Below are 16,959 nucleotides of genomic sequence, written 5' to 3' on the forward strand. Positions count from 1 at the left end.
GTGCTTTGACGGCCGGGGCATTGCTCCGGCCGTTTTCTTTTGCGCACAATCTTCTGTACGCTGGCTGTGAGGAGCGTGTGCCGCGTGCACAAAAGGGGAGGGAGTTGATGAGTTTCGACAGGATTGCCGTTCTCGGGCTGGGCAAGGTCGGGCGGTTGGCAGCGACGCTCCTGCACGAGGGGGGCTTCGAGGTTCTCGGCATCGATATTCAGGCGCCGACAGAGAGCCTTCCGTTCCAGTGCAGGAGTGGGGACGTTTCCGACCCCACCACCATCGGCGAACTGCTGTCGAGTGTCGAGGCCGTGCTTTCCTGCCTGCCCTATCACCTCAACATCGGCCTGGCGCGCGCTGCCCATCTTGCGGGGATCCATTATTTCGACCTCACGGAAGACGTGCCGACCACAAATTTCATCATCGAACTATCCAAGACCGCGCGCGGGCTGATGGCGCCGCAATGTGGCCTCGCCCCCGGCTTCGTCGGTATTGTCGGATCGAGCCTTGCGGATGGATTCGACAAATGCCGTTCCATTCGCATGCGCGTCGGCGCCCTGCCGCAGCATCCGACCGGTCTCCTCGGCTACGCCTTCAACTGGTCGCCCGAAGGCGTGGTCAATGAGTATTTGAACGACTGCGAAGTGATCGAGGGGGGCATTCGCAAGCTCGTCTCGCCGATGGAATGGCACGAGACGATCTACGTCGAGGGTGTGAAGCTGGAGGCCTTCACGACATCAGGCGGCCTCGGCACCATGTGTGACACCATGCTCGGCAAGGTCGAGAACCTCGACTACAAGACGATGCGCTATCCCGGACACATGGATCTGATGAACTTCTTCTTTCACGAACTCCTGATGCGCGACAGGCGCAAGCTTGCCGGTGAAATCCTCACCAACGCCAAGCCGCCGGTCGAGGACGATGTTGTGTATGTCCACGTGGCAGCGGAGGGCACGGAGAACGGCAACCTGCGCCGCAAGGAGTTTGTGCGCGCCTACTATCCGATCGAGATAGCAGGCGCTCGCCGCACGGCGATTGCCTGGACGACATCGGCCTCGGTGGTTGCCGTGATCGAAATGGTGCGCGAGAACCTGCTGCCGTCCACCGGCTTCCTGCATCAGGAATACATTCCGCTGGAGATGTTCCTCAACACGCCGACCGGCAGTCTTTTCAAGACCGGTGCGCCTGGACGTTAACCCGCCAAGCTAGTCCAGTATGCCCCCTCGAACGGGACCGCAGCGAAACGCTCGTTGATTTCGGCGAGGCCGCCCTCCGGATCGAGATCGCCGAACAGGTCAGGCCTTACCCAGGATGCCACGGCTTCCGCCGCCAGCACATTCAGCGGCACGGCGTTGAAGAAGTTCCACATGCCATGCACATTTCCCTCGCGCACAGCCTTCAGTGGGGCAAGGGCGGGTGCCTGAACGGTTTCCTGGAGCGACCGACGGGCTTCTGCGGGATCGACGCCAGGGCCAATCGAGAAGACGGTGTAGACGCCACCCGGCGAGCCTGTGGCGATATAGACGTCCGGCTCCGCCGCGATGATGTATTCCGCCGTCACCGGCCCGCCCTGCGGCGGTAGGTTCTTGTCCGCGATGTTGCGTCCGCCGGCAAGCGTGATCAACTCGCCGAGGCCGGTCCTGCCGATCGCCCAGCTGCCCCGTGTTGCGCTCGGGAAGGCGTCCATCAGCACCAGCGGCGCATCCTCGCCTCTCCCTGCCGACTCTGCCTTGATGCGCTGCACCCGCTTTTCGAAGAACTGCGCATAATCTTCCGCTTGCCGATCGCATTCCAGAACGCGGCCGAGGAGGCGAATGTCTCGCGGGGTGTTCTTCAGTGGATCGAGATTGAAATCGACGACGATGACAGGCACGCCGATCGATTGGAGATAGTCGATGGCACGTTCGCCTTGTTCGCCATCGGCCTGCCACCTGCCCATGATTGCAAGGTCCGCCTCCAAGGAGAGTGCGGCCTCAAAGTTCATGCCATCCGCCTGCCCATTGCTGACCAGCGGGACCTTGTCGAGGGCCGGAAACTTGCTGCGAAAGGCGTCGTAGATGAACGGATTGTCCGTCTTCATGTCGGTCGCCCAGCCAGCAAGCAGGCTGACCGGATCCGGATGGATCAGCGACAGCGCGAAAAGATTGAATCCCGTTCCGAGGATGATCGACTTCGGCTTCCTTGAAATCGTCACCGTTCGACCGACCGCGTCGGTCACGGTCAGCGGCCAGCGCGTCTCGGCCTTCAAGAGAGCCGGCGCGCAGAGCGTCGTGGACGCGGCGGCGAGAAAGCCACGTCTCGTGATCGTGGAAAGGGTCATTGTACGTTCCTTTGGCTCGGAAGAGCGCAAGGCTTGCCGCAGCTCGGCACGTCGGGCAGCATGTAGCGCAAGCAGCATATCTTCCGCCGGGCGACGCGCTCACCATCCTCCTCGACATATCGGACGCTGCCGCAAAGAGGATTGACGCCGCCATCCGGCAGGCAGCCGCGCACGAACACCGTGAGATCGGGGCCTTCAGCTGGCCGGGTCAATCGCAGCGCATAGTCGAGATAGACAGCGGCATTGTTCCAGCACAGCTTGGCCGAAATACCGCAAGCGTTGAGTTTCGCGACCGCCTCGGGAAGATGTTGCTCCAACAATGGACCTATCGCCCCGAACCCGTCGTCCTCCTCGACCGCGGCATGCCCGCCCCGGTGTGGAACGCCGAACGCCCGTGGCAGCCCGTTCTCCTGCAATGCGATGGTCATCTCATCGAAGGCGATCGGCAGCGCTTGCGCGGCGAGGCGGCGCGCCAGCACGTAGGGGATGGAAAGAGTGGAGAAGTAATATAACGACCACATCGAGACGACGGCGCGCCTGTCGCTGTCTCCACATGCCTCGGCATAACGATCAATCGCCTGCCTGAACCCGCCGTCACCGAAGAAGCGCGGCAGCGGTACCCCGTCCGATAGCTCGGTTGAGAGTACCATCTTCTCGCTGCACCACGCATGCTCGCCGGCGAAAGCCGGCGAGAGAATCGAGGCGCTCTGGCCTCGATCGGCGACATGGTGCTGTGCGCTCGCCATCAGCTCACCATGTGTAGCGCAGGCTGCCGATCACGGCGCGGCCCTGGTCGCGATAGCAGAAGCCCGCCGAGCAGACGGCCTCCCGGCGGTCGAAGAGGTTGGTGGCGTTCACCTGCAGGCTCAGGCCGTCGTATTTCTTGTCCAGCGCCGCGAAATCATAGCTGATGGCGGCGTCGAAGAGGACGCGTGAGCCGTTCTGCGCCGTGTTGGCGTCGCTGGTGTAACTCTTGCCGAGATAACGGGTGCCGAAGCCGATGCCGAGGCCGTAGACCGGGCTGCTCTCCTGGAATGTGTAATTCGCCCAGAGCGAAGCCATGTGCCTCGGAACCGACGAGACGGAATTGCCAACGGTCCCGGTCGTTCCTTCCAGGATCTCGGTATCGGTGTAGGTATAAGACGCGACCAGCGACAGGCCGTTGTCGAGGCTCGTGTTCGCTTCGAGTTCCAAGCCACGGGAGCGAATCTTGCCGCGCTGCACCTGAATGTTCGCCGGTCCTGTCGGCAGGTTCACGACCTCGTAGTAGAGGCTGTTCTTCTGGTCGATATTGAACAGCGCAGCCGTCAGCAGCGTGTTGCTGTTCGGGAGCAGGTACTTGACGCCGATCTCTTCCTGCTCGCTTTCCGTCGGCTTGAAGGGCTGGTCCGTCTCCTGGTTGATACCGGCATTGGGTGCGAAGGCGGTGGAGTAGCTGGCATAAGGTACAATGCCGAAATCGGTCTCGTAGCCCAAGCCGACACGGCCGGAGAATGCCTTGTCCTTTTGCGAGAGGCTGGTCAGAGCGTTCGTGCTGAGGTCGGTATTGTCGGTGTCGGTCGAAACCCAGTCGTAGCGCCCGCCGACGGTGAGTATCCATGCGTCATAGCGGATTTGGTCCTGCAGGTAGGTGCCGACCTGCCATTGATCCTGGATGGTGCGCGTGTCGAAGTCGATCGGTGCAACGGGCGCTCCCGCGGTCGGATTGTTGGTGTCGAGCGGCGGCGACACGCCCCGACCATCGAGCGAACGCCAGCGCAGCTTGGTCAGGTCCAGGCCCGCAAGCACCGTATGGTCGACCGCCCCCGTTTCGAACTTGGCTTCCAATTGATTGTCGATGACGAAGGCCGTCAGCCGCTCGTCGAACGTGCCGGCGCTGCGGTCGAGGAGACTTGGATCGACCGCGTTGGGGGCGTAGGCAAAGGCCCAGTCGGCGTCGATGTTGAGCGTCGATGCGCGGGCGTTCTGGCGGAACACGAAGACGTCGTTCAGCCGGTGCTCGAATTCATAGCCGATGCGCGCCTGGTTCTGGACTGAATCGTTGAAGGCCGGATTGCCTGCGAAAATGTCGGTTACGTTGCCGGCCGGATCATTGTAGTAGGCCGCCGTCCCACCGGTCTTGGTTCGGGAATACTCGCCGAGAATGGTAAGCTTGGTATCCTCGTCCGGCTTCCACATGAAGGCTGGCACGATATAGACGCGGTCGTCGGGAACGCTGACCTGTTCCGTGTTGGCATCGCGGTAGAGGCCAGTCAGGCGATAATAGAAGGGGTCCTCATTGTTAACGGGACCTGAGAGGTCGAACTGGGTCTGATAGCGTTGGTCGGTACCATACTGCAGCTGAACTTCGTGAAAAGCGTCTTCCGTCGGCCGCTTGGTGATGAGGTTGTAGAGACCGCCGGCGCCCGTTGCTCCATACAGCGCTGAGGATGGTCCACGCAGGATTGAGACACCTTCGAGGCCGTAAGGCTCGGTCTTGAAGAGTGACGAACCTGCGCCGGGCTGACGAAGGTTATCGCGGAAGATCCCCGTATAGGTCACGTCGAAGCCGCGTACCGAGAATGAATCGAAGCGCGGATCGAAGCCGTAAGCACCGACACGAGTGCCCGGTGTGTAGGCGACCGTATCGAGCAGGCTCTGCGGATTGCGGTCCCTCAACTGCTGCTCGGTTACGGACGAAATCGACTGAGGAATCTCGATGAACGGCGTGTCGGTCTTCGTGCCTGTCGCGCTGCTCTTGCCGACATAGCCGTCAGCCTGGATCACGCCGCCGCTGCCGCCATTGACGATGATATCTTCAAGAACCGTCGCTCCGTCTTGCTGCCCCGCGGCATCCTGTGCCGCAGCCGGCGCGAGAAGATGGGCGAGCACCACGCCCGTCAAAGCTGATGTGGAAAGGAATCGAGAAGAAAATTGAAGATTATTCATTGGCTTATCACACCGGAAGGCTCATTGCAGAATTTTATCTGGAGTGTAATAGTCAAGAAAAAGCCCGAAGAAAACCCTATTTTATGATTGAAATGCTCCACTTTTTAATCAGCATGACAAATCAGCCACAGTCAGGTCAGGCCTGTGCCTCGGTCAGCAGCCAGCGGCGAAAGGCCGCCGCTGCCGGTCGCTCGAGCGCGGGGCCCGGATAGACGAGGTGGAAGGCAAGGCGGCTTGCGATCCCAAGCGGGAAAGGCGTGATCACCGCACCTTCCTTCAGGTCCCGCTCCAGAAACGAGCGTCGCATCAAGGCAAAGCCGAGCCCGGCCTTCATCGCGTCATAGGCTCCGTTGCCATGCATGAAGATCGGCCCGCGCGACGGATCGACCCCCGTTGCGCCGGCCGCTTCCAGCCAGAGCTGCCAGTCATGGCGATAGACGTCATGGATCAGTTGGAAACCAGCGAGGGCGCCGGGCGACGGATTGCTCCCCAGTTCAGCGGCAAGCTTTGGCGTGCAGACCGGCACGAGTTCGTCATCGACGAGCCGCTCGCTGATCAGGCCGTCATACCCGCCGAGCCCGTGGCGGATTGCGAGGTCGATGCCGTCACGCTGAAAGTCGAGCACGCGGTGCGATGCGCTGATGCGAACGTCGATTTCAGGGTGCATCGCCTCGAAGCGCCCGAGACGCGGCACGAGCCAGTAGGTCGCAAATCCCGCCGTGCAGGTGACGTTGAGGACGGCGCCGCGTCCCCGTGCCGTGATTGCCGCCGTCGCCTCCCGGACCAGACGGAATGCTGCCCTAAGCGTCGAAAAATAATCCGCGCCCTCAACCGTCAAGGCCAGCGCGCGCGTCTTGCGCTCGAAGAGCTTGACGCCAAGCGATGCTTCCAGGTCACGGATCTGCAGGCTGACGGCGCCCGGCGTGACGTTGAGCTCTTTTGCCGCAAGCGTCATGCTGAGGTGTCGCGCGGCGGCTTCGAAGGCCCTAAGTGCTGAAAGAGAGGGAAGATAGTCGCTCATGGTTTAGCTCAGCTATATCATGGATCGAGAAAGACTCGTTTGTCTCCTGCCAGGCATCGCAATAATATCAGCATGAAAGCTGTCGAAAAAGCTGATTTAAGCTGCGCGATGAGCGAGAATTAATCGAGAATGGCCGCGTTCGAGACGCGCAACAATCGGGTGGTGGCAGCCAGCGGCTGGATGTATTCCGGTCAGGCTGACTAGGGAGAAGATAATGCAGCAGAAACAAATGGGCCTTGCCGAGTGGGGAATGCTGCTGGTGTTGTCCCTGTTATGGGGCGGCTCCTTCCTCTTCAACGGTATTCTGGTGAAGACCCTGCCGCCGTTCACGATCGTCGCGGGCCGGGTCCTGATTGCCGCACTTGCGCTGAACCTTATCGTCCGAGCCACCGGCCATGCGATGCCGCGCGACGCTAGGTCCTGGGCTGCGTTCTTCGGCATGGGCATCCTGAACAACATGATCCCCTTCTGCCTCATCGTCTGGGGCCAGACGCACATCGCAAGCGGCCTTGCCTCGATCCTGAATGCCACGACGCCGCTCTTCGGTGTCGTCGTCGCGCATTTCCTGACAGCGGACGAAAAGATGACCGGCAACCGCCTGCTCGGCGTCCTCGTTGGCTTTGCTGGTGTTGCCTACATGATTGGCTTCGACGTGTTGCGTGATCTCGGCTCGAACGTGCTGGCGCAGCTTGCCGTGCTCGGTGCTGCGCTCTCCTACTCCTTCGCCGGGATCTTCGGCCGACGCTTCCGCCAGATGGGCATGGCGCCGCTCATTCCCGCCGCCGGACAGGTTACCGCTTCGACCATCCTGATGCTGCCGATCGCGCTCGTCGTGGATCAACCTTGGACTTTGGCCGCCCCGTCACTCGAGACCTGGATGGCCTTGCTGGGCCTGGCCTTGCTGTCGACGGCGATCGCCTATGTGTTGTTCTTCCGCATCCTGGCAACGGCAGGGGCGACAAACCTCATGCTCGTGACCTTCCTGATCCCGGTCAGCGCCATCCTGCTCGGCGCAGCTATTCTCGGCGAGCAACTGCAAGCCAAGCATCTGATCGGCATGGCGATGATCGCGATCGGCCTTGCGGCGATCGACGGGCGGTTGTTTTCCCTGGGACGAAAGCGGCCGGCCTAGCAGGCGAGGTCGGCTACGACGGAATCGAGGATCAGCATACCCGACGGCGTGCAGCGAAGCCGGGAATTGCCGATCCGCTCGACGAAGCCGTGTTCCAGCAGGAATTCTTCACGCTTTGGGTCGAGATCGCGGCCTGAAAGCTGTTGCCAGCGGGCGAGATCGACACCTTCCTTCAGGCGTAGTCCCATCAACAGCAGTTCGTCCGCCTGCTCCTCGTAGCCGAGTTGTTCCTGATCGAGGATGCCGTGGCCGTCGCGCTCGACGAGATCGAGCCAACTTTCCGGCTTCCGCTCGGTCGCCGTCGCGATCTTCATCGCGCCGCGCGTCAGCCGCCCGTGGGCGCCGGGGCCGATACCGGCATAGTCGCCGTAACGCCAATAGGTGAGGTTGTGGCGGCTCTCCGCGCCGGGGCGCGCGTGGTTGGACACCTCGTAGGCCGGCATTCCTTCGCGAGCCGTGATCTCCTGCGTCGCTTCGTAGAGCAATGCCGATTGATCGCCGTCCGGAACGACAAGCTTGCCCGCCTTGTGAAGGCCGTAGAAGGGCGTGCCTTCCTCGATCGTCAGCTGGTAGAGCGAGAGGTGATCGACCGCGTAGGAGATCGCCTCCTTCAGCTCGCGCTCCCATTCCTCGACAGTCTGGTTCGGGCGAGCATAGATCAGGTCGAAGGACATGCGCGGAAAGATGTCGCGTGCCAGCTTGATCGCCTTCAGCGCGTCGGCAACGTCGTGCAGCCGTCCGAGAAACTTCAGGTCGCGGTCATTCAAGGCTTGGACGCCAAGCGAGACGCGGTTGACCCCGGCGGCGCGATAGCCCCGGAAACGCTCCGCCTCGACGCTGGAGGGGTTCGCCTCCATGGTGATCTCGATACCGTCTGGCATATGCCAATGCTTGGCAATACCATTGAGAATGGCCGAAACCGTCGAAGGGTTCATCAGAGAGGGCGTGCCGCCGCCGAGGAAGACGCTCGTCACCGTCTTCGGCCCGCTCAATTGGCGCACCGTTGCCATTTCCTTCAGGAAGGCCGCAGTGAAGCGCTCCTGATCGACCGGCTGGTGGCGGACATGGCTGTTGAAATCGCAATAGGGGCACTTGGCAGCGCAGAACGGCCAATGCACGTAGACGCCGAAGCCGGGTTCGCCGGTATCGGGCAGAAGAGCGGCATAGCGCATCAGGTCAGGCTGTTCCAAAGTGTCCACGTTTGCCCTTAGGCTTCCAGGCAGGTTTCGACGAAAATCTTGAAGGCGCGGGCGCGGTGCGACAGGGCCTCTGCGTCGCCCGGCTTCCAGCCGTGTTTTTCTTCCCCGCTCATCTCTCCAAAGGTAGTGTCATAGCCCTCGGGTTGAAAGACCGGATCGTAGCCGAAGCCTTGGCTGCCGCGCGGCGGCCAGACGACAGCGCCCTCGACTTCACCGCGGAAGAGCTCCGTATGGCCGTCCGGCCAGGCAAGGCAGAGCACGCTTACGAAGCGGGCGGTACGCTGTTCCGGCTTTGAAGCGCCGGCCTTGTCCAGCGCCGCCTCGACTTTCTCCATCGCCATCGCGAAGTCGCGGGTCCCGTCGGGCTTCTCGGCCCAGTTGGCGGTATAGACGCCAGGATCGCCGCCGAGCGCATCGATGGCGAGGCCGGAATCATCCGACAGCGCCGGAAGTCCAGCGGCTTCCGCAGAAGCGAGCGCCTTGATCTTTGCGTTTTCCTCGAAGGTGGTGCCGGTTTCGTCAGGCTCCACGAAGTTCAATTCAGCCGCCGACTTCGCGGTGAAGCCGAAGGGGCCGATCAGGTCCTGGATTTCCCGGATCTTGCCGGCATTGTGGCTGGCAACGACAATGGTCTTGGTTTCGAGCTTGCGCATAATTGTCCTATTCGAGGCCCCAGATACGGGCTTCAGCGCATTCAAGGCTGTTGCCCGCTGGATCGCGGAAATAGATCGATCGGCCGCCCTGCGGCCAGGTGACTTCGGATTCGATGGCGACACCCTCCGACATCAACCGGGTGGCAATCGCATCGAGATTTTCGCCCGAGACGCGGAAACAGGCGTGTCCCGCACCGCTTGTGCCATGAGGCGGCACCTGCAGCGCGGTCGGTGAGGGCGGCTTGATCGTTTCTTTCGGATTGAAAATCAGCAGCACGCCGGGGCCGCAGCGAAAGAAGACATGCCGGTTGCCGCTCCGCGAGATCTTCGAAAGACCGAGAACGCCTTCATAGAAGGCTTCGACCTTGTCGAGATCCTCAGCATAGAGCGCCGTCTCCAGCATGCCTTCCAGCACGTCGTTCATCCGGCGATCGCCTGCTTTTGCATCGCCACGAGTTCGGCAATGCCCCCCTTGGCGAGCGTCATCAGCGAAGCGAACTCCTCGTCGGTAAAGGGCGTGCCTTCGGCGGTGCCCTGAATTTCGACGATACCGCCAGTGCCGGTCATCACGAAGTTCGCGTCGGTCTCGGCCGAGGAGTCTTCGAGATAGTCGAGGTCAAGGACCGACTGGTTTGCGAAGATGCCACAGGAAATGGCCGCGACATGGTCCTTGAGCACGCGCTCGACCTTGAGCATGTTGCGGCTCTCCATCCATTTCAGGCAGTCGTAGAGCGCAATCCAGGCGCCCGTGATCGAGGCGGTGCGCGTTCCGCCGTCCGCCTGGATGACGTCGCAATCGAGGGTGATCTGGCGCTCGCCGAGCTCCTTGAGGTCGACGACGGCGCGCAGCGAGCGGCCGATCAGGCGCTGGATCTCCTGGGTGCGACCGCCCTGCTTGCCGGCCGCAGCTTCGCGCTTCATGCGATCGCCGGTGGCGCGCGGCAGCATGCCGTATTCGGCCGTAACCCAGCCCTTGCCGGTGTTGCGCAGCCATGCCGGCGGCTTTTCCTCGACGCTCGCCGTGCACAACACATGCGTATCGCCGAACTTCACCAGACAGGAGCCTTCCGCGTGCTTGGAGAAATTGCGCTCGAAAGAGACCTTGCGCATCTGGTCGGTTTTTCTGCCTGAGGGCCGCATACTATTCTCCTAATCATCGTGCCGAAGGCGTGAGCAGGCTTCGGGTAGATCATGCGTGCTATGGTGTTGAGAGCTTCTACGATTGGCAGCGTCCATTTGCAATTTCCCTTTTGCCGCTGCGGAGAGATTGGCTATATTTTGTCGGATCATCGTCAGCACGGGTACGCAAGGTTTCATGGAGTTCAGATCGACGTCGGTTTCAGAGGCAGTGGCTGCGCTGGATGAACGCTCCAAGGAAATCTTTCGCCGCATCGTGGAGGGCTATCTGGAAACGGGCGAACCGCTCGGTTCCCGCAACCTTTCGCGAATCCTGCCGATGTCGCTGTCGCCGGCGTCCGTACGCAATGTGATGAGCGATCTGGAAGAACTCGGCCTCATCTATTCACCGCATGTCAGTTCCGGGCGTCTGCCGACGCAGATCGGCCTGCGCTTCTTCGTCGACGCCTTCATGCAGGTGGGCGATCTCTCGGCCGAGGATCGTGCCAACATCGATCGGCAGGTGCGCGCCGAAAGCCGCGACAATCCGATGGAATTGATGATGAACGAGGCGAGCCGAATGCTCTCGGGCATTTCGCGCGGCGCCGGACTTGTCATCACCTCGAAAAGCGATCCTGTGCTCAAGCATGTCGAGTTCATTCGCCTCGAGCCGACCAAGGCGCTTGCGGTGCTCGTTGGCGATCACGACCAGGTGGAAAACCGCATCATCGAGCTTCCGGCAGGCGTCACATCATCGCAATTGACCGAGGCCGCAAACTTCCTCAACGCGCATATGACCGGCCAGACGCTGCCGGAACTGCGCAATCAGCTGAGCCGACTGAAGGACGATGTCCGCCGCGAACTCGACACGCTGTCGCAGGATCTCGTCGAGCGCGGCATCGCTGTGTGGTCCGGCAGCGCGGACGAAGGCAAACCGGCTCAGCTCATCATTCGCGGCCGCGCCAATTTGCTCGCCGGTCTCGCCGGTGCCGACGATCTCGACCGCCTGCGAATGCTGTTCGACGACCTCGAGAAAAAAGACAGCTTGCTGGAACTCCTCAATCTGGCCGAAAGCGGGCCAGGTGTGCGCATTTTCATCGGCTCGGAGAACAAGCTCTTCTCGCTCTCCGGCTCGTCGTTGATCGTTGCGCCTTATCGTGACGATGACGACCGCATTGTCGGTGCCGTGGGAGTGATCGGGCCGACGCGTCTCAACTACTCGCGCATCGTCCCGATGGTCGATTATACCGCTCAGCTTATGACGCGACTGTCACGCGGCGCGAAGTAGCGCGGCTACTCAGGCAACGTGTCGCCCGAGCCGCCCATCTCCGCGGGCATGTCTTTATATTTGGGCAGGCCGTCACGAATGCGCAGCACGCTCTCCTGATAGTTCACGTGCAGCGCCGGGGTGTAGTCGAGATCCGGCAGAAGTGCCGCGTAGACGTCGGTGACGCCCCAGGTCGGGTGCTCGGTGTAGAGATGCCCACCGCACAGCTCGCAGAACTTCCGCACGCTGGTATCGGACTTCTGATAGCCCTCGACATGCTCTCCGCCTTTAGTGACCCGGACAGCCTGCGGCTGCCAGAGCGTGAAGGCATTGACCGGCCCTGCGGACCAATGCCGGCAGGAGGCACAGTGGCAGTATCCCATCGCCACCGGTTCGCCGGTAGCAACAATCTCCACGGCGCCGCAGAAGCAGCGCCCGGAATAGCTTTTCTGATCGCTCATGGTAGCAGCTCCCTGACCCAGGATTAGGCCGAAGCAAGAAAGGTTTAGGTAGCTCTAAAATAAAAGAACTTTAGCGCGAGCAAGTCAAGCTGGCCCTCTCGCTCAACCCGGCATGAGTTGCCCCGCATCGCGCGCTTTTCAGTCACGCAGACTTGATTTTTGCCCGTCAAAGCTCGATATCGGGCACATCCTAAAAGACACCAATCACCGGAGAACGTCATGACTGACGAAACGACGAAGAACGGACCTGACGCAGCCGCGGCCGAAGCCGCAGCGGACGCCGCCGCAAACGTCGAGAACGAAGCCACCGCACAGCCCGATCCGCTGGAACTTCTGAAGGGCGAGAACGCAGAGCTGCGCGACCGCTATCTGCGGCTTGCTGCCGAGATGGATAACCTGCGCCGCCGCACCGAGCGGGAAATCAAGGACGCCAAGACCTATTCGGCTGCTGGCTTCGCCCGCGACATGTTGGCCGTTTCGGACAACCTGCGCCGCGCCATCGATGCGATTCCGGAGGAAGCAAGGGCTGCCGCTGATGCCGGCCTGACAACGCTGATCGAGGGTGTCGAGATGACGGAACGCTCGATGTTGGCGGCGCTCGAGCGCCACGGTGTCCGAAAGCTGGAGCCGGTTGGCCAGAAGTTCGATCCGAATTTCCACCAGGCCATGTTCGAAGTACCGAACCCTGAGGTGCCGAACAACACCGTTGTTCAGGTCGTTCAGGCTGGCTACACGATTGGCGAGCGTGTTCTGCGCCCGGCCATGGTCGGCGTCGCCAAGGGCGGACCGAAGCTGGTCGAACCCGAAACCAATTCGGTTTTCGACCAGAAGGACGCCTGATCCCTCAGGCGCCCGTCAAACAATCCGAAATCAGATGCGGGCGAAACGCTCGATCAGCAGATCGAAAAATCCGTCCGCATCGACATCGCGCATGACCTGCGCATTGCGCTTGCGGTGGGTCACGTGCCACCAGTCGACGACGGTCATGCCGGCAGTCAGTTCCGACTTCACCTCGATCTCGACATTGCAGGTCCGCCCCTTGAAAAGCTCCGGCTTCAGCAGATAGGCGATAACCGTCGGGTCGTGCAGCGGGCCGCCGTCCGAGCCGTATTTCTCGACATCGAAGCGTTCGAAGAATTCCAGCATCTCGACCATGGCGATGGCCGGGCGTGTGCCGAGATCAGCCATGCGCTTGACGCGGTCCTTGCCTGTCAGAAGCTTGTGCGTGACGTCGAGCGGCATCATCACGATCGGAACGCCGGAGCGGAAGACGATGTCGGCTGCCTCGGGATCCACGAAGATGTTGAATTCGGCGGCCGGCGTAATGTTGCCACCCTCGAAGAAGCCGCCGCCCATCATGACCAGTTCATGGACGCGCGGGATGATGTCGGGCGCCTGCTGGAAGGCCAGGCCAATATTGGTCAGCGGCCCCAGCGTGCAGAGCGTCACTGCGCCTTCCGGCTCGCTGCGCAGCGTCTCGACGATGAAATCCACCGAATGCTGCGTCTGCAGCGGCATCGTGGGCTCGTCGAGAACCGGACCGTCGAGGCCGGTCTTGCCATGCACGTGCTCCGCGGTCACCAGCTTGCGCGCAATCGGCTTGTCGGCGCCGGCAAAGACCTTCGTATCGGTGCGACCACAGAGCTCGCAGACGATGCGCGCATTGCGGCTGGTGTAGGACAGTGGCACGTTGCCGGCGACCGTGGTGATGCCGAGTACATCGAGCTCTTCCGGGCTGCCAAAAGCCAGCATGATGGCGGCTGCGTCGTCCTGACCGGGGTCAGTGTCGATGATGATCTTTCTAGGGTTTGCCATTCCGATCGTTCCCATCCTCGTGGTGCGCGTCTTCGTGGCATGCACCGTTTGTTTATATTTCCGTCGCAAATCGGCACAGCCGGCGCGGGCAGGATTTGATGCGAGTCGGCGCCTGCTTTGTCAAGGTCGGACCCTTGCTGGCTTCCCGGGAGCGAGCATGGACGTCCGCCTTGCGCCCGGGCTCGGCAATTCCCATATTGTCGGCAGTCGGATGCTGCATTTCAGGTCCGGCAAGGTCGCTTGAATCAAGGACTTGAAAGATGAGCCGCATGACGCCTTTCGCGAGCCCGCTGCTTTTGGGCTTTGACGCCATGGAGAAGACGCTGGAGCGCCTTTCCAAGGCGAGTGATGGCTATCCCCCCTACAATATCGAGCGCGTTGCTCCTGACCGCGCTTCCGGCGATCCGGAAAGGCTGCGCATAACCCTTGCCGTCGCGGGATTCGCTGAGGACGACCTCGATGTCTCCGTCGAGGAAAATCAGCTGTCGATCCGCGGCCGTCAGGCAGAGCAGGGAGAGCGCGATTATCTCTATCGCGGCATCGCCGCGCGTCAGTTCCAGCGGACCTTTGTTCTGGCCGACGGCATGCAGGTTTTGGGCGCTTGCCTCAAGAATGGGTTGCTGTCGGTGGATCTCATCCGCCCCGAACCGAGCCGCATGGTGAAGAAAATTAACATTTCGGTCTCACAGTAGGACAACGGCGCATGTTGAGCCGTTGGTCCCTTCTCTTGGAGGTACAGGAATGTTGATGAAAGAAGCCAATTCGCACCTGACCAAAACCGAACTTGCCGGCATCGGCAACGGCGAGGTCGCCTATATCCGCAAGATGCGCAACGAAGAAGTTGCCAAGTGCTTCCCGGAAGCGCCAGACATCGATCCGAGCGTTGACCTCTGGGCGCTATTCGGCGCCGATGGCACGCCGATCCTTTTGACGGATAATCGCTCCAGCACCTTCTTCAAGGCCGCTGAGGATGAGCTGAAAACGGTGAGCCTGCACTAGGCAGGCTCAGACGCGCTTGAATGTGAGATAGGCGGAAGATCTGCCTTCACGCCGTGCCTTGGCCTCGTAGCGTGTGCTCGGCCAGCCCTCGTAGGGCGTCAGCCAGTCTGCCGCATTCTGTGCTAGCCATTCGAAGCCGCCATGGTCGCGGCATTTGAGCAGCGTCCAGTTGACGTAGGTATCGATATCGGACGCAAAGCAGAACAGCCCGCCCGGCTTCAGCACGCGGTGGAATCGGTCGAGGTTCGTCTTCGACACGAAGCGGCGCTTCCAGTGCTTCCGCTTTGGCCACGGATCCGGGTAAAGCAGGTCGATCTGGTCGATCGAGGCGTCCGGCAACCAATCCAGCAATTGCGTCGCATCATCGTTGTAGACACGAACGTTCCTGGCGCCTGCCTTGTCGACGCTCGTCAGCAGCTTCTGCATGGAATTGATGAAAGGCTCGACCCCGATAAAGCCGGTCGAGGGCATTTCCACGGCGCGATGGATCAGATGCTCGCCGCCGCCGAAACCGATTTCCAGGCGCAGCCTTTCGGTCGGCACCGGAAAGAGGGTCTTCAGCGGCTCGGGCGGAGCCGCTGAAAGATCGATGAGGAACGCCGGAAGCAGGGTGTTCAGTCGCTCTGCCTGATGTTCGCGCAGAGCCTTTCCCTTGCGGCGACCGAAGAAGGCTTCGGTCGCGCGTCCGCGACGCTCCATGTCGGTCATGCTGCTTCCTTGACCTTGACGGCGTCCTTGAGCGCCTTGACGAGGTCGGTGCGTTCCCAGGAGAACGAGCCGTCGCGGCCAGCCTTGCGACCGAAATGGCCGTAGGCCGAAGTCTTGGCATAGATCGGCTTGTTGAGGTCGAGGTGACGGCGGATGCCTGTTGGCGACAGGTCCATGTTCTTGCGGATCGCGGCTTCGATCTGGTCTTCCGTCACGCCCTTGCCGGTGCCGTGCAGGTCGACATAGATCGACAGCGGCTGTGCGACGCCGATAGCGTAGGACAGCTGGATCGTGCAGCGGTCGGAAAGACCAGCGGCAACGACGTTCTTCGCGAGGTAACGGGCAGCGTAAGCGGCCGAGCGGTCGACCTTGGTCGTGTCCTTGCCGGAGAACGCACCGCCACCGTGCGGAGCAGCACCGCCGTAGGTGTCGACGATGATCTTGCGGCCGGTGAGGCCGGCGTCGCCGTCAGGACCGCCGATGACGAACTTGCCGGTCGGATTGATGTACCAGTTGCAATCGTCGGCGATCGGCAGATCGCCGAGGGCTTCGCGGATATAGGGCTCGACCACCGCGCGAACCTTCTTCGAATCCCAGCTTTCGTCGAGATGCTGGGTGGAGAGAACGATCGACGTGACTTCGGCAGGCTTGCCGTTCACGTAGCGCACCGTCACCTGGCTTTTGGCGTCCGGGCCGAGCTTTGCAACTTCGCCGTCGCCCTTCTTGCGGGCAGTCGCGAGCAGCTGCAGGATCTTATGGGAGTAATAGATCGGCGCCGGCATGAGGTCAGGCGTTTCCTTGCAGGCGTAGCCGAACATGATGCCCTGGTCGCCGGCACCTTCGTCACCCTGCTGGTCGGCGGCACTATCGACGCCCTGGGCGATGTCGGCGGACTGCGAGTGCAGGAGCACGTCGATCTTCGCCGTCTTCCAGTGGAACCCGTCCTGCTCATAGCCGATGTCCTTGATGGCGCGGCGGGCAGCGGCCTTGAACTTCGAAGGGTTGATGACGTCGTTGCCGTTCTTGTCCTTCTTCATCAGGCTCGGCGGCAGGCGCACTTCACCGGCGATCACGACGCGGTTGGTGGTTGCCAGGGTCTCGCAGGCAATGCGCACGCCCCAGGGGTTGACGCCGGTCTTGGCGGCTTCGCGGTAGACCAGATCCACGATCTCGTCGGAGATCCGGTCACACACCTTGTCCGGGTGACCTTCGGCAACTGACTCGCTGGTGAAAAGGTAATTCGCGCGCATTCCGGGATTCCCCTCAAAGAACAAAAGCTGCCTAGTAGGTACTCAGTTCGCATCAGAAAAACAAGCGTAGAAGGACATAAATATATCTTTATATCTGCT

The 16,959-nt window shown here is 61.4% G+C and carries 18 protein-coding genes; 6 read left to right on the plus strand and 12 right to left on the minus strand.

Going from position 1 to position 16,959, the window contains the following annotated elements; all coding sequences use genetic code 11:
* Positions 1 to 107: 107 nt before the first annotated feature.
* Positions 108 to 1,187, plus strand: a complete 1,080-nt coding sequence (locus AC1DPR_RS04695) for a saccharopine dehydrogenase family protein (protein WP_477815807.1) — start codon at positions 108 to 110, stop codon at positions 1,185 to 1,187.
* Here AC1DPR_RS04695 and AC1DPR_RS04700 read toward each other — a convergent pair.
* From AC1DPR_RS04700 to gcvA, 4 genes are all read right to left on the minus strand, one after another.
* Positions 1,184 to 2,311 carry an ABC transporter substrate-binding protein gene (locus tag AC1DPR_RS04700; protein WP_477815808.1) on the minus strand — a complete coding sequence of 376 codons (1,128 nt, stop codon included), beginning with the start codon at positions 2,309 to 2,311 and terminating at the stop codon, positions 1,184 to 1,186. The two genes, AC1DPR_RS04695 and AC1DPR_RS04700, sit on opposite strands and share 4 nt — an antisense overlap.
* Positions 2,308 to 3,057 carry a siderophore-iron reductase FhuF gene (gene fhuF / locus AC1DPR_RS04705; RefSeq protein WP_113470555.1) on the minus strand — a complete coding sequence of 250 codons (750 nt, stop codon included), beginning with the start codon at positions 3,055 to 3,057 and terminating at the stop codon, positions 2,308 to 2,310. Before fhuF ends, AC1DPR_RS04700 begins: the two co-directional genes overlap by 4 nt.
* Positions 3,058 to 3,061: 4 nt before the next feature.
* Positions 3,062 to 5,239, minus strand: coding sequence for a TonB-dependent siderophore receptor (locus tag AC1DPR_RS04710; protein ID WP_477815809.1), 2,178 nt, complete (start codon positions 5,237 to 5,239; stop codon positions 3,062 to 3,064).
* Between the two features lie 136 nt (positions 5,240 to 5,375).
* Positions 5,376 to 6,260, minus strand: a complete 885-nt coding sequence (gene gcvA, locus AC1DPR_RS04715) for a transcriptional regulator GcvA (protein WP_169679247.1) — start codon at positions 6,258 to 6,260, stop codon at positions 5,376 to 5,378.
* Between the two features lie 214 nt (positions 6,261 to 6,474).
* Here gcvA and AC1DPR_RS04720 point away from each other — a divergent pair, with 214 nt between their 5' ends.
* Positions 6,475 to 7,392, plus strand: coding sequence for a DMT family transporter (locus AC1DPR_RS04720; protein WP_062371337.1), 918 nt, complete (start codon positions 6,475 to 6,477; stop codon positions 7,390 to 7,392).
* Here AC1DPR_RS04720 and hemW read toward each other — a convergent pair.
* The 4 genes from hemW to rph are packed head-to-tail and all read right to left on the minus strand — an operon-like array spanning position 7,389 to position 10,384.
* Positions 7,389 to 8,564: a radical SAM family heme chaperone HemW gene (gene hemW, locus AC1DPR_RS04725; RefSeq protein WP_018855128.1), complete on the minus strand. Its 1,176-nt coding sequence runs from the start codon at positions 8,562 to 8,564 to the stop codon at positions 7,389 to 7,391. The genes AC1DPR_RS04720 and hemW overlap by 4 nt on opposite strands.
* Positions 8,565 to 8,599: 35 nt before the next feature.
* On the minus strand, positions 8,600 to 9,244 hold the full coding sequence (gene rdgB, locus AC1DPR_RS04730) for an RdgB/HAM1 family non-canonical purine NTP pyrophosphatase (RefSeq protein WP_025658695.1): 645 nt from the start codon (positions 9,242 to 9,244) through the stop codon (positions 8,600 to 8,602).
* A 7-nt stretch (positions 9,245 to 9,251) separates the two neighbouring features.
* Entirely contained in the window at positions 9,252 to 9,668 is a 417-nt protein-coding gene (locus AC1DPR_RS04735; protein ID WP_018855126.1) for a VOC family protein, read from the minus strand.
* A complete protein-coding gene (rph, locus tag AC1DPR_RS04740) occupies positions 9,665 to 10,384 on the minus strand; it encodes a ribonuclease PH (protein ID WP_062371335.1) in 720 nt (239 codons plus the stop codon). The genes AC1DPR_RS04735 and rph overlap by 4 nt, the downstream gene beginning before the upstream one ends.
* A 175-nt stretch (positions 10,385 to 10,559) precedes the next feature.
* On the opposite strand from rph, the gene hrcA reads away from it, so the two are divergent.
* A complete protein-coding gene (hrcA, locus tag AC1DPR_RS04745; RefSeq protein ID WP_018855124.1) occupies positions 10,560 to 11,648 on the plus strand; it encodes a heat-inducible transcriptional repressor HrcA in 1,089 nt (362 codons plus the stop codon).
* Positions 11,649 to 11,653: 5 nt separating this feature from the next.
* Here the strand turns inward: hrcA and AC1DPR_RS04750 are convergent, their stop codons facing one another.
* Complete coding sequence (locus AC1DPR_RS04750; RefSeq protein ID WP_018855123.1) at positions 11,654 to 12,088, minus strand: GFA family protein; 435 nt, start codon at positions 12,086 to 12,088, stop codon at positions 11,654 to 11,656.
* 219 nt (positions 12,089 to 12,307) lie between these two features.
* On the opposite strand from AC1DPR_RS04750, the gene grpE reads away from it, so the two are divergent.
* On the plus strand, positions 12,308 to 12,928 hold the full coding sequence (gene grpE / locus AC1DPR_RS04755; protein ID WP_018855122.1) for a nucleotide exchange factor GrpE: 621 nt from the start codon (positions 12,308 to 12,310) through the stop codon (positions 12,926 to 12,928).
* Between the two features lie 30 nt (positions 12,929 to 12,958).
* Here the strand turns inward: grpE and AC1DPR_RS04760 are convergent, their stop codons facing one another.
* Positions 12,959 to 13,903, minus strand: coding sequence for a nucleoside hydrolase (locus tag AC1DPR_RS04760; protein WP_169679244.1), 945 nt, complete (start codon positions 13,901 to 13,903; stop codon positions 12,959 to 12,961).
* 260 nt (positions 13,904 to 14,163) lie between these two features.
* Between AC1DPR_RS04760 and AC1DPR_RS04765 the strand changes: the two genes are divergently transcribed.
* Positions 14,164 to 14,595, plus strand: a complete 432-nt coding sequence (locus AC1DPR_RS04765; RefSeq protein WP_062371331.1) for an Hsp20 family protein — start codon at positions 14,164 to 14,166, stop codon at positions 14,593 to 14,595.
* A gap of 49 nt (positions 14,596 to 14,644) precedes the next feature.
* Positions 14,645 to 14,902 (plus strand): BQ00720 family protein, encoded by a 258-nt coding sequence (locus AC1DPR_RS04770; RefSeq protein ID WP_007799651.1) that lies wholly within the window; start codon positions 14,645 to 14,647, stop codon positions 14,900 to 14,902.
* 6 nt (positions 14,903 to 14,908) lie between these two features.
* Here the strand turns inward: AC1DPR_RS04770 and trmB are convergent, their stop codons facing one another.
* On the minus strand, positions 14,909 to 15,610 hold the full coding sequence (gene trmB, locus AC1DPR_RS04775) for a tRNA (guanosine(46)-N7)-methyltransferase TrmB (RefSeq protein ID WP_018855118.1): 702 nt from the start codon (positions 15,608 to 15,610) through the stop codon (positions 14,909 to 14,911).
* The gene (metK, locus tag AC1DPR_RS04780) at positions 15,607 to 16,860 is read right to left on the minus strand and encodes a methionine adenosyltransferase (RefSeq protein WP_018855117.1); all 1,254 of its coding nucleotides are present in this window, start codon (positions 16,858 to 16,860) and stop codon (positions 15,607 to 15,609) included. The genes trmB and metK overlap by 4 nt, the downstream gene beginning before the upstream one ends.
* Positions 16,861 to 16,959: the final 99 nt, after the last annotated feature.

The organism is Rhizobium sp. 01T417 (assembly GCF_056398905.1).

Coding starts and splice junctions, on each gene's coding strand:
- AC1DPR_RS04695 (WP_477815807.1), top strand. CDS start 108: ATGAGTTTCGACAGGATTGCCGTTCTCGGGCTGGGCAAGGTCGGGCGG.
- AC1DPR_RS04700 (WP_477815808.1), bottom strand. CDS start 2,311: ATGACCCTTTCCACGATCACGAGACGTGGCTTTCTCGCCGCCGCGTCC.
- fhuF (WP_113470555.1), bottom strand. CDS start 3,057: ATGGCGAGCGCACAGCACCATGTCGCCGATCGAGGCCAGAGCGCCTCG.
- AC1DPR_RS04710 (WP_477815809.1), bottom strand. CDS start 5,239: ATGAATAATCTTCAATTTTCTTCTCGATTCCTTTCCACATCAGCTTTG.
- gcvA (WP_169679247.1), bottom strand. CDS start 6,260: ATGAGCGACTATCTTCCCTCTCTTTCAGCACTTAGGGCCTTCGAAGCC.
- AC1DPR_RS04720 (WP_062371337.1), top strand. CDS start 6,475: ATGCAGCAGAAACAAATGGGCCTTGCCGAGTGGGGAATGCTGCTGGTG.
- hemW (WP_018855128.1), bottom strand. CDS start 8,564: ATGCGCTATGCCGCTCTTCTGCCCGATACCGGCGAACCCGGCTTCGGC.
- rdgB (WP_025658695.1), bottom strand. CDS start 9,244: ATGCGCAAGCTCGAAACCAAGACCATTGTCGTTGCCAGCCACAATGCC.
- AC1DPR_RS04735 (WP_018855126.1), bottom strand. CDS start 9,668: ATGAACGACGTGCTGGAAGGCATGCTGGAGACGGCGCTCTATGCTGAG.
- rph (WP_062371335.1), bottom strand. CDS start 10,384: ATGCGGCCCTCAGGCAGAAAAACCGACCAGATGCGCAAGGTCTCTTTC.
- hrcA (WP_018855124.1), top strand. CDS start 10,560: ATGGAGTTCAGATCGACGTCGGTTTCAGAGGCAGTGGCTGCGCTGGAT.
- AC1DPR_RS04750 (WP_018855123.1), bottom strand. CDS start 12,088: ATGAGCGATCAGAAAAGCTATTCCGGGCGCTGCTTCTGCGGCGCCGTG.
- grpE (WP_018855122.1), top strand. CDS start 12,308: ATGACTGACGAAACGACGAAGAACGGACCTGACGCAGCCGCGGCCGAA.
- AC1DPR_RS04760 (WP_169679244.1), bottom strand. CDS start 13,903: ATGGCAAACCCTAGAAAGATCATCATCGACACTGACCCCGGTCAGGAC.
- AC1DPR_RS04765 (WP_062371331.1), top strand. CDS start 14,164: ATGAGCCGCATGACGCCTTTCGCGAGCCCGCTGCTTTTGGGCTTTGAC.
- AC1DPR_RS04770 (WP_007799651.1), top strand. CDS start 14,645: ATGTTGATGAAAGAAGCCAATTCGCACCTGACCAAAACCGAACTTGCC.
- trmB (WP_018855118.1), bottom strand. CDS start 15,610: ATGACCGACATGGAGCGTCGCGGACGCGCGACCGAAGCCTTCTTCGGT.
- metK (WP_018855117.1), bottom strand. CDS start 16,860: ATGCGCGCGAATTACCTTTTCACCAGCGAGTCAGTTGCCGAAGGTCAC.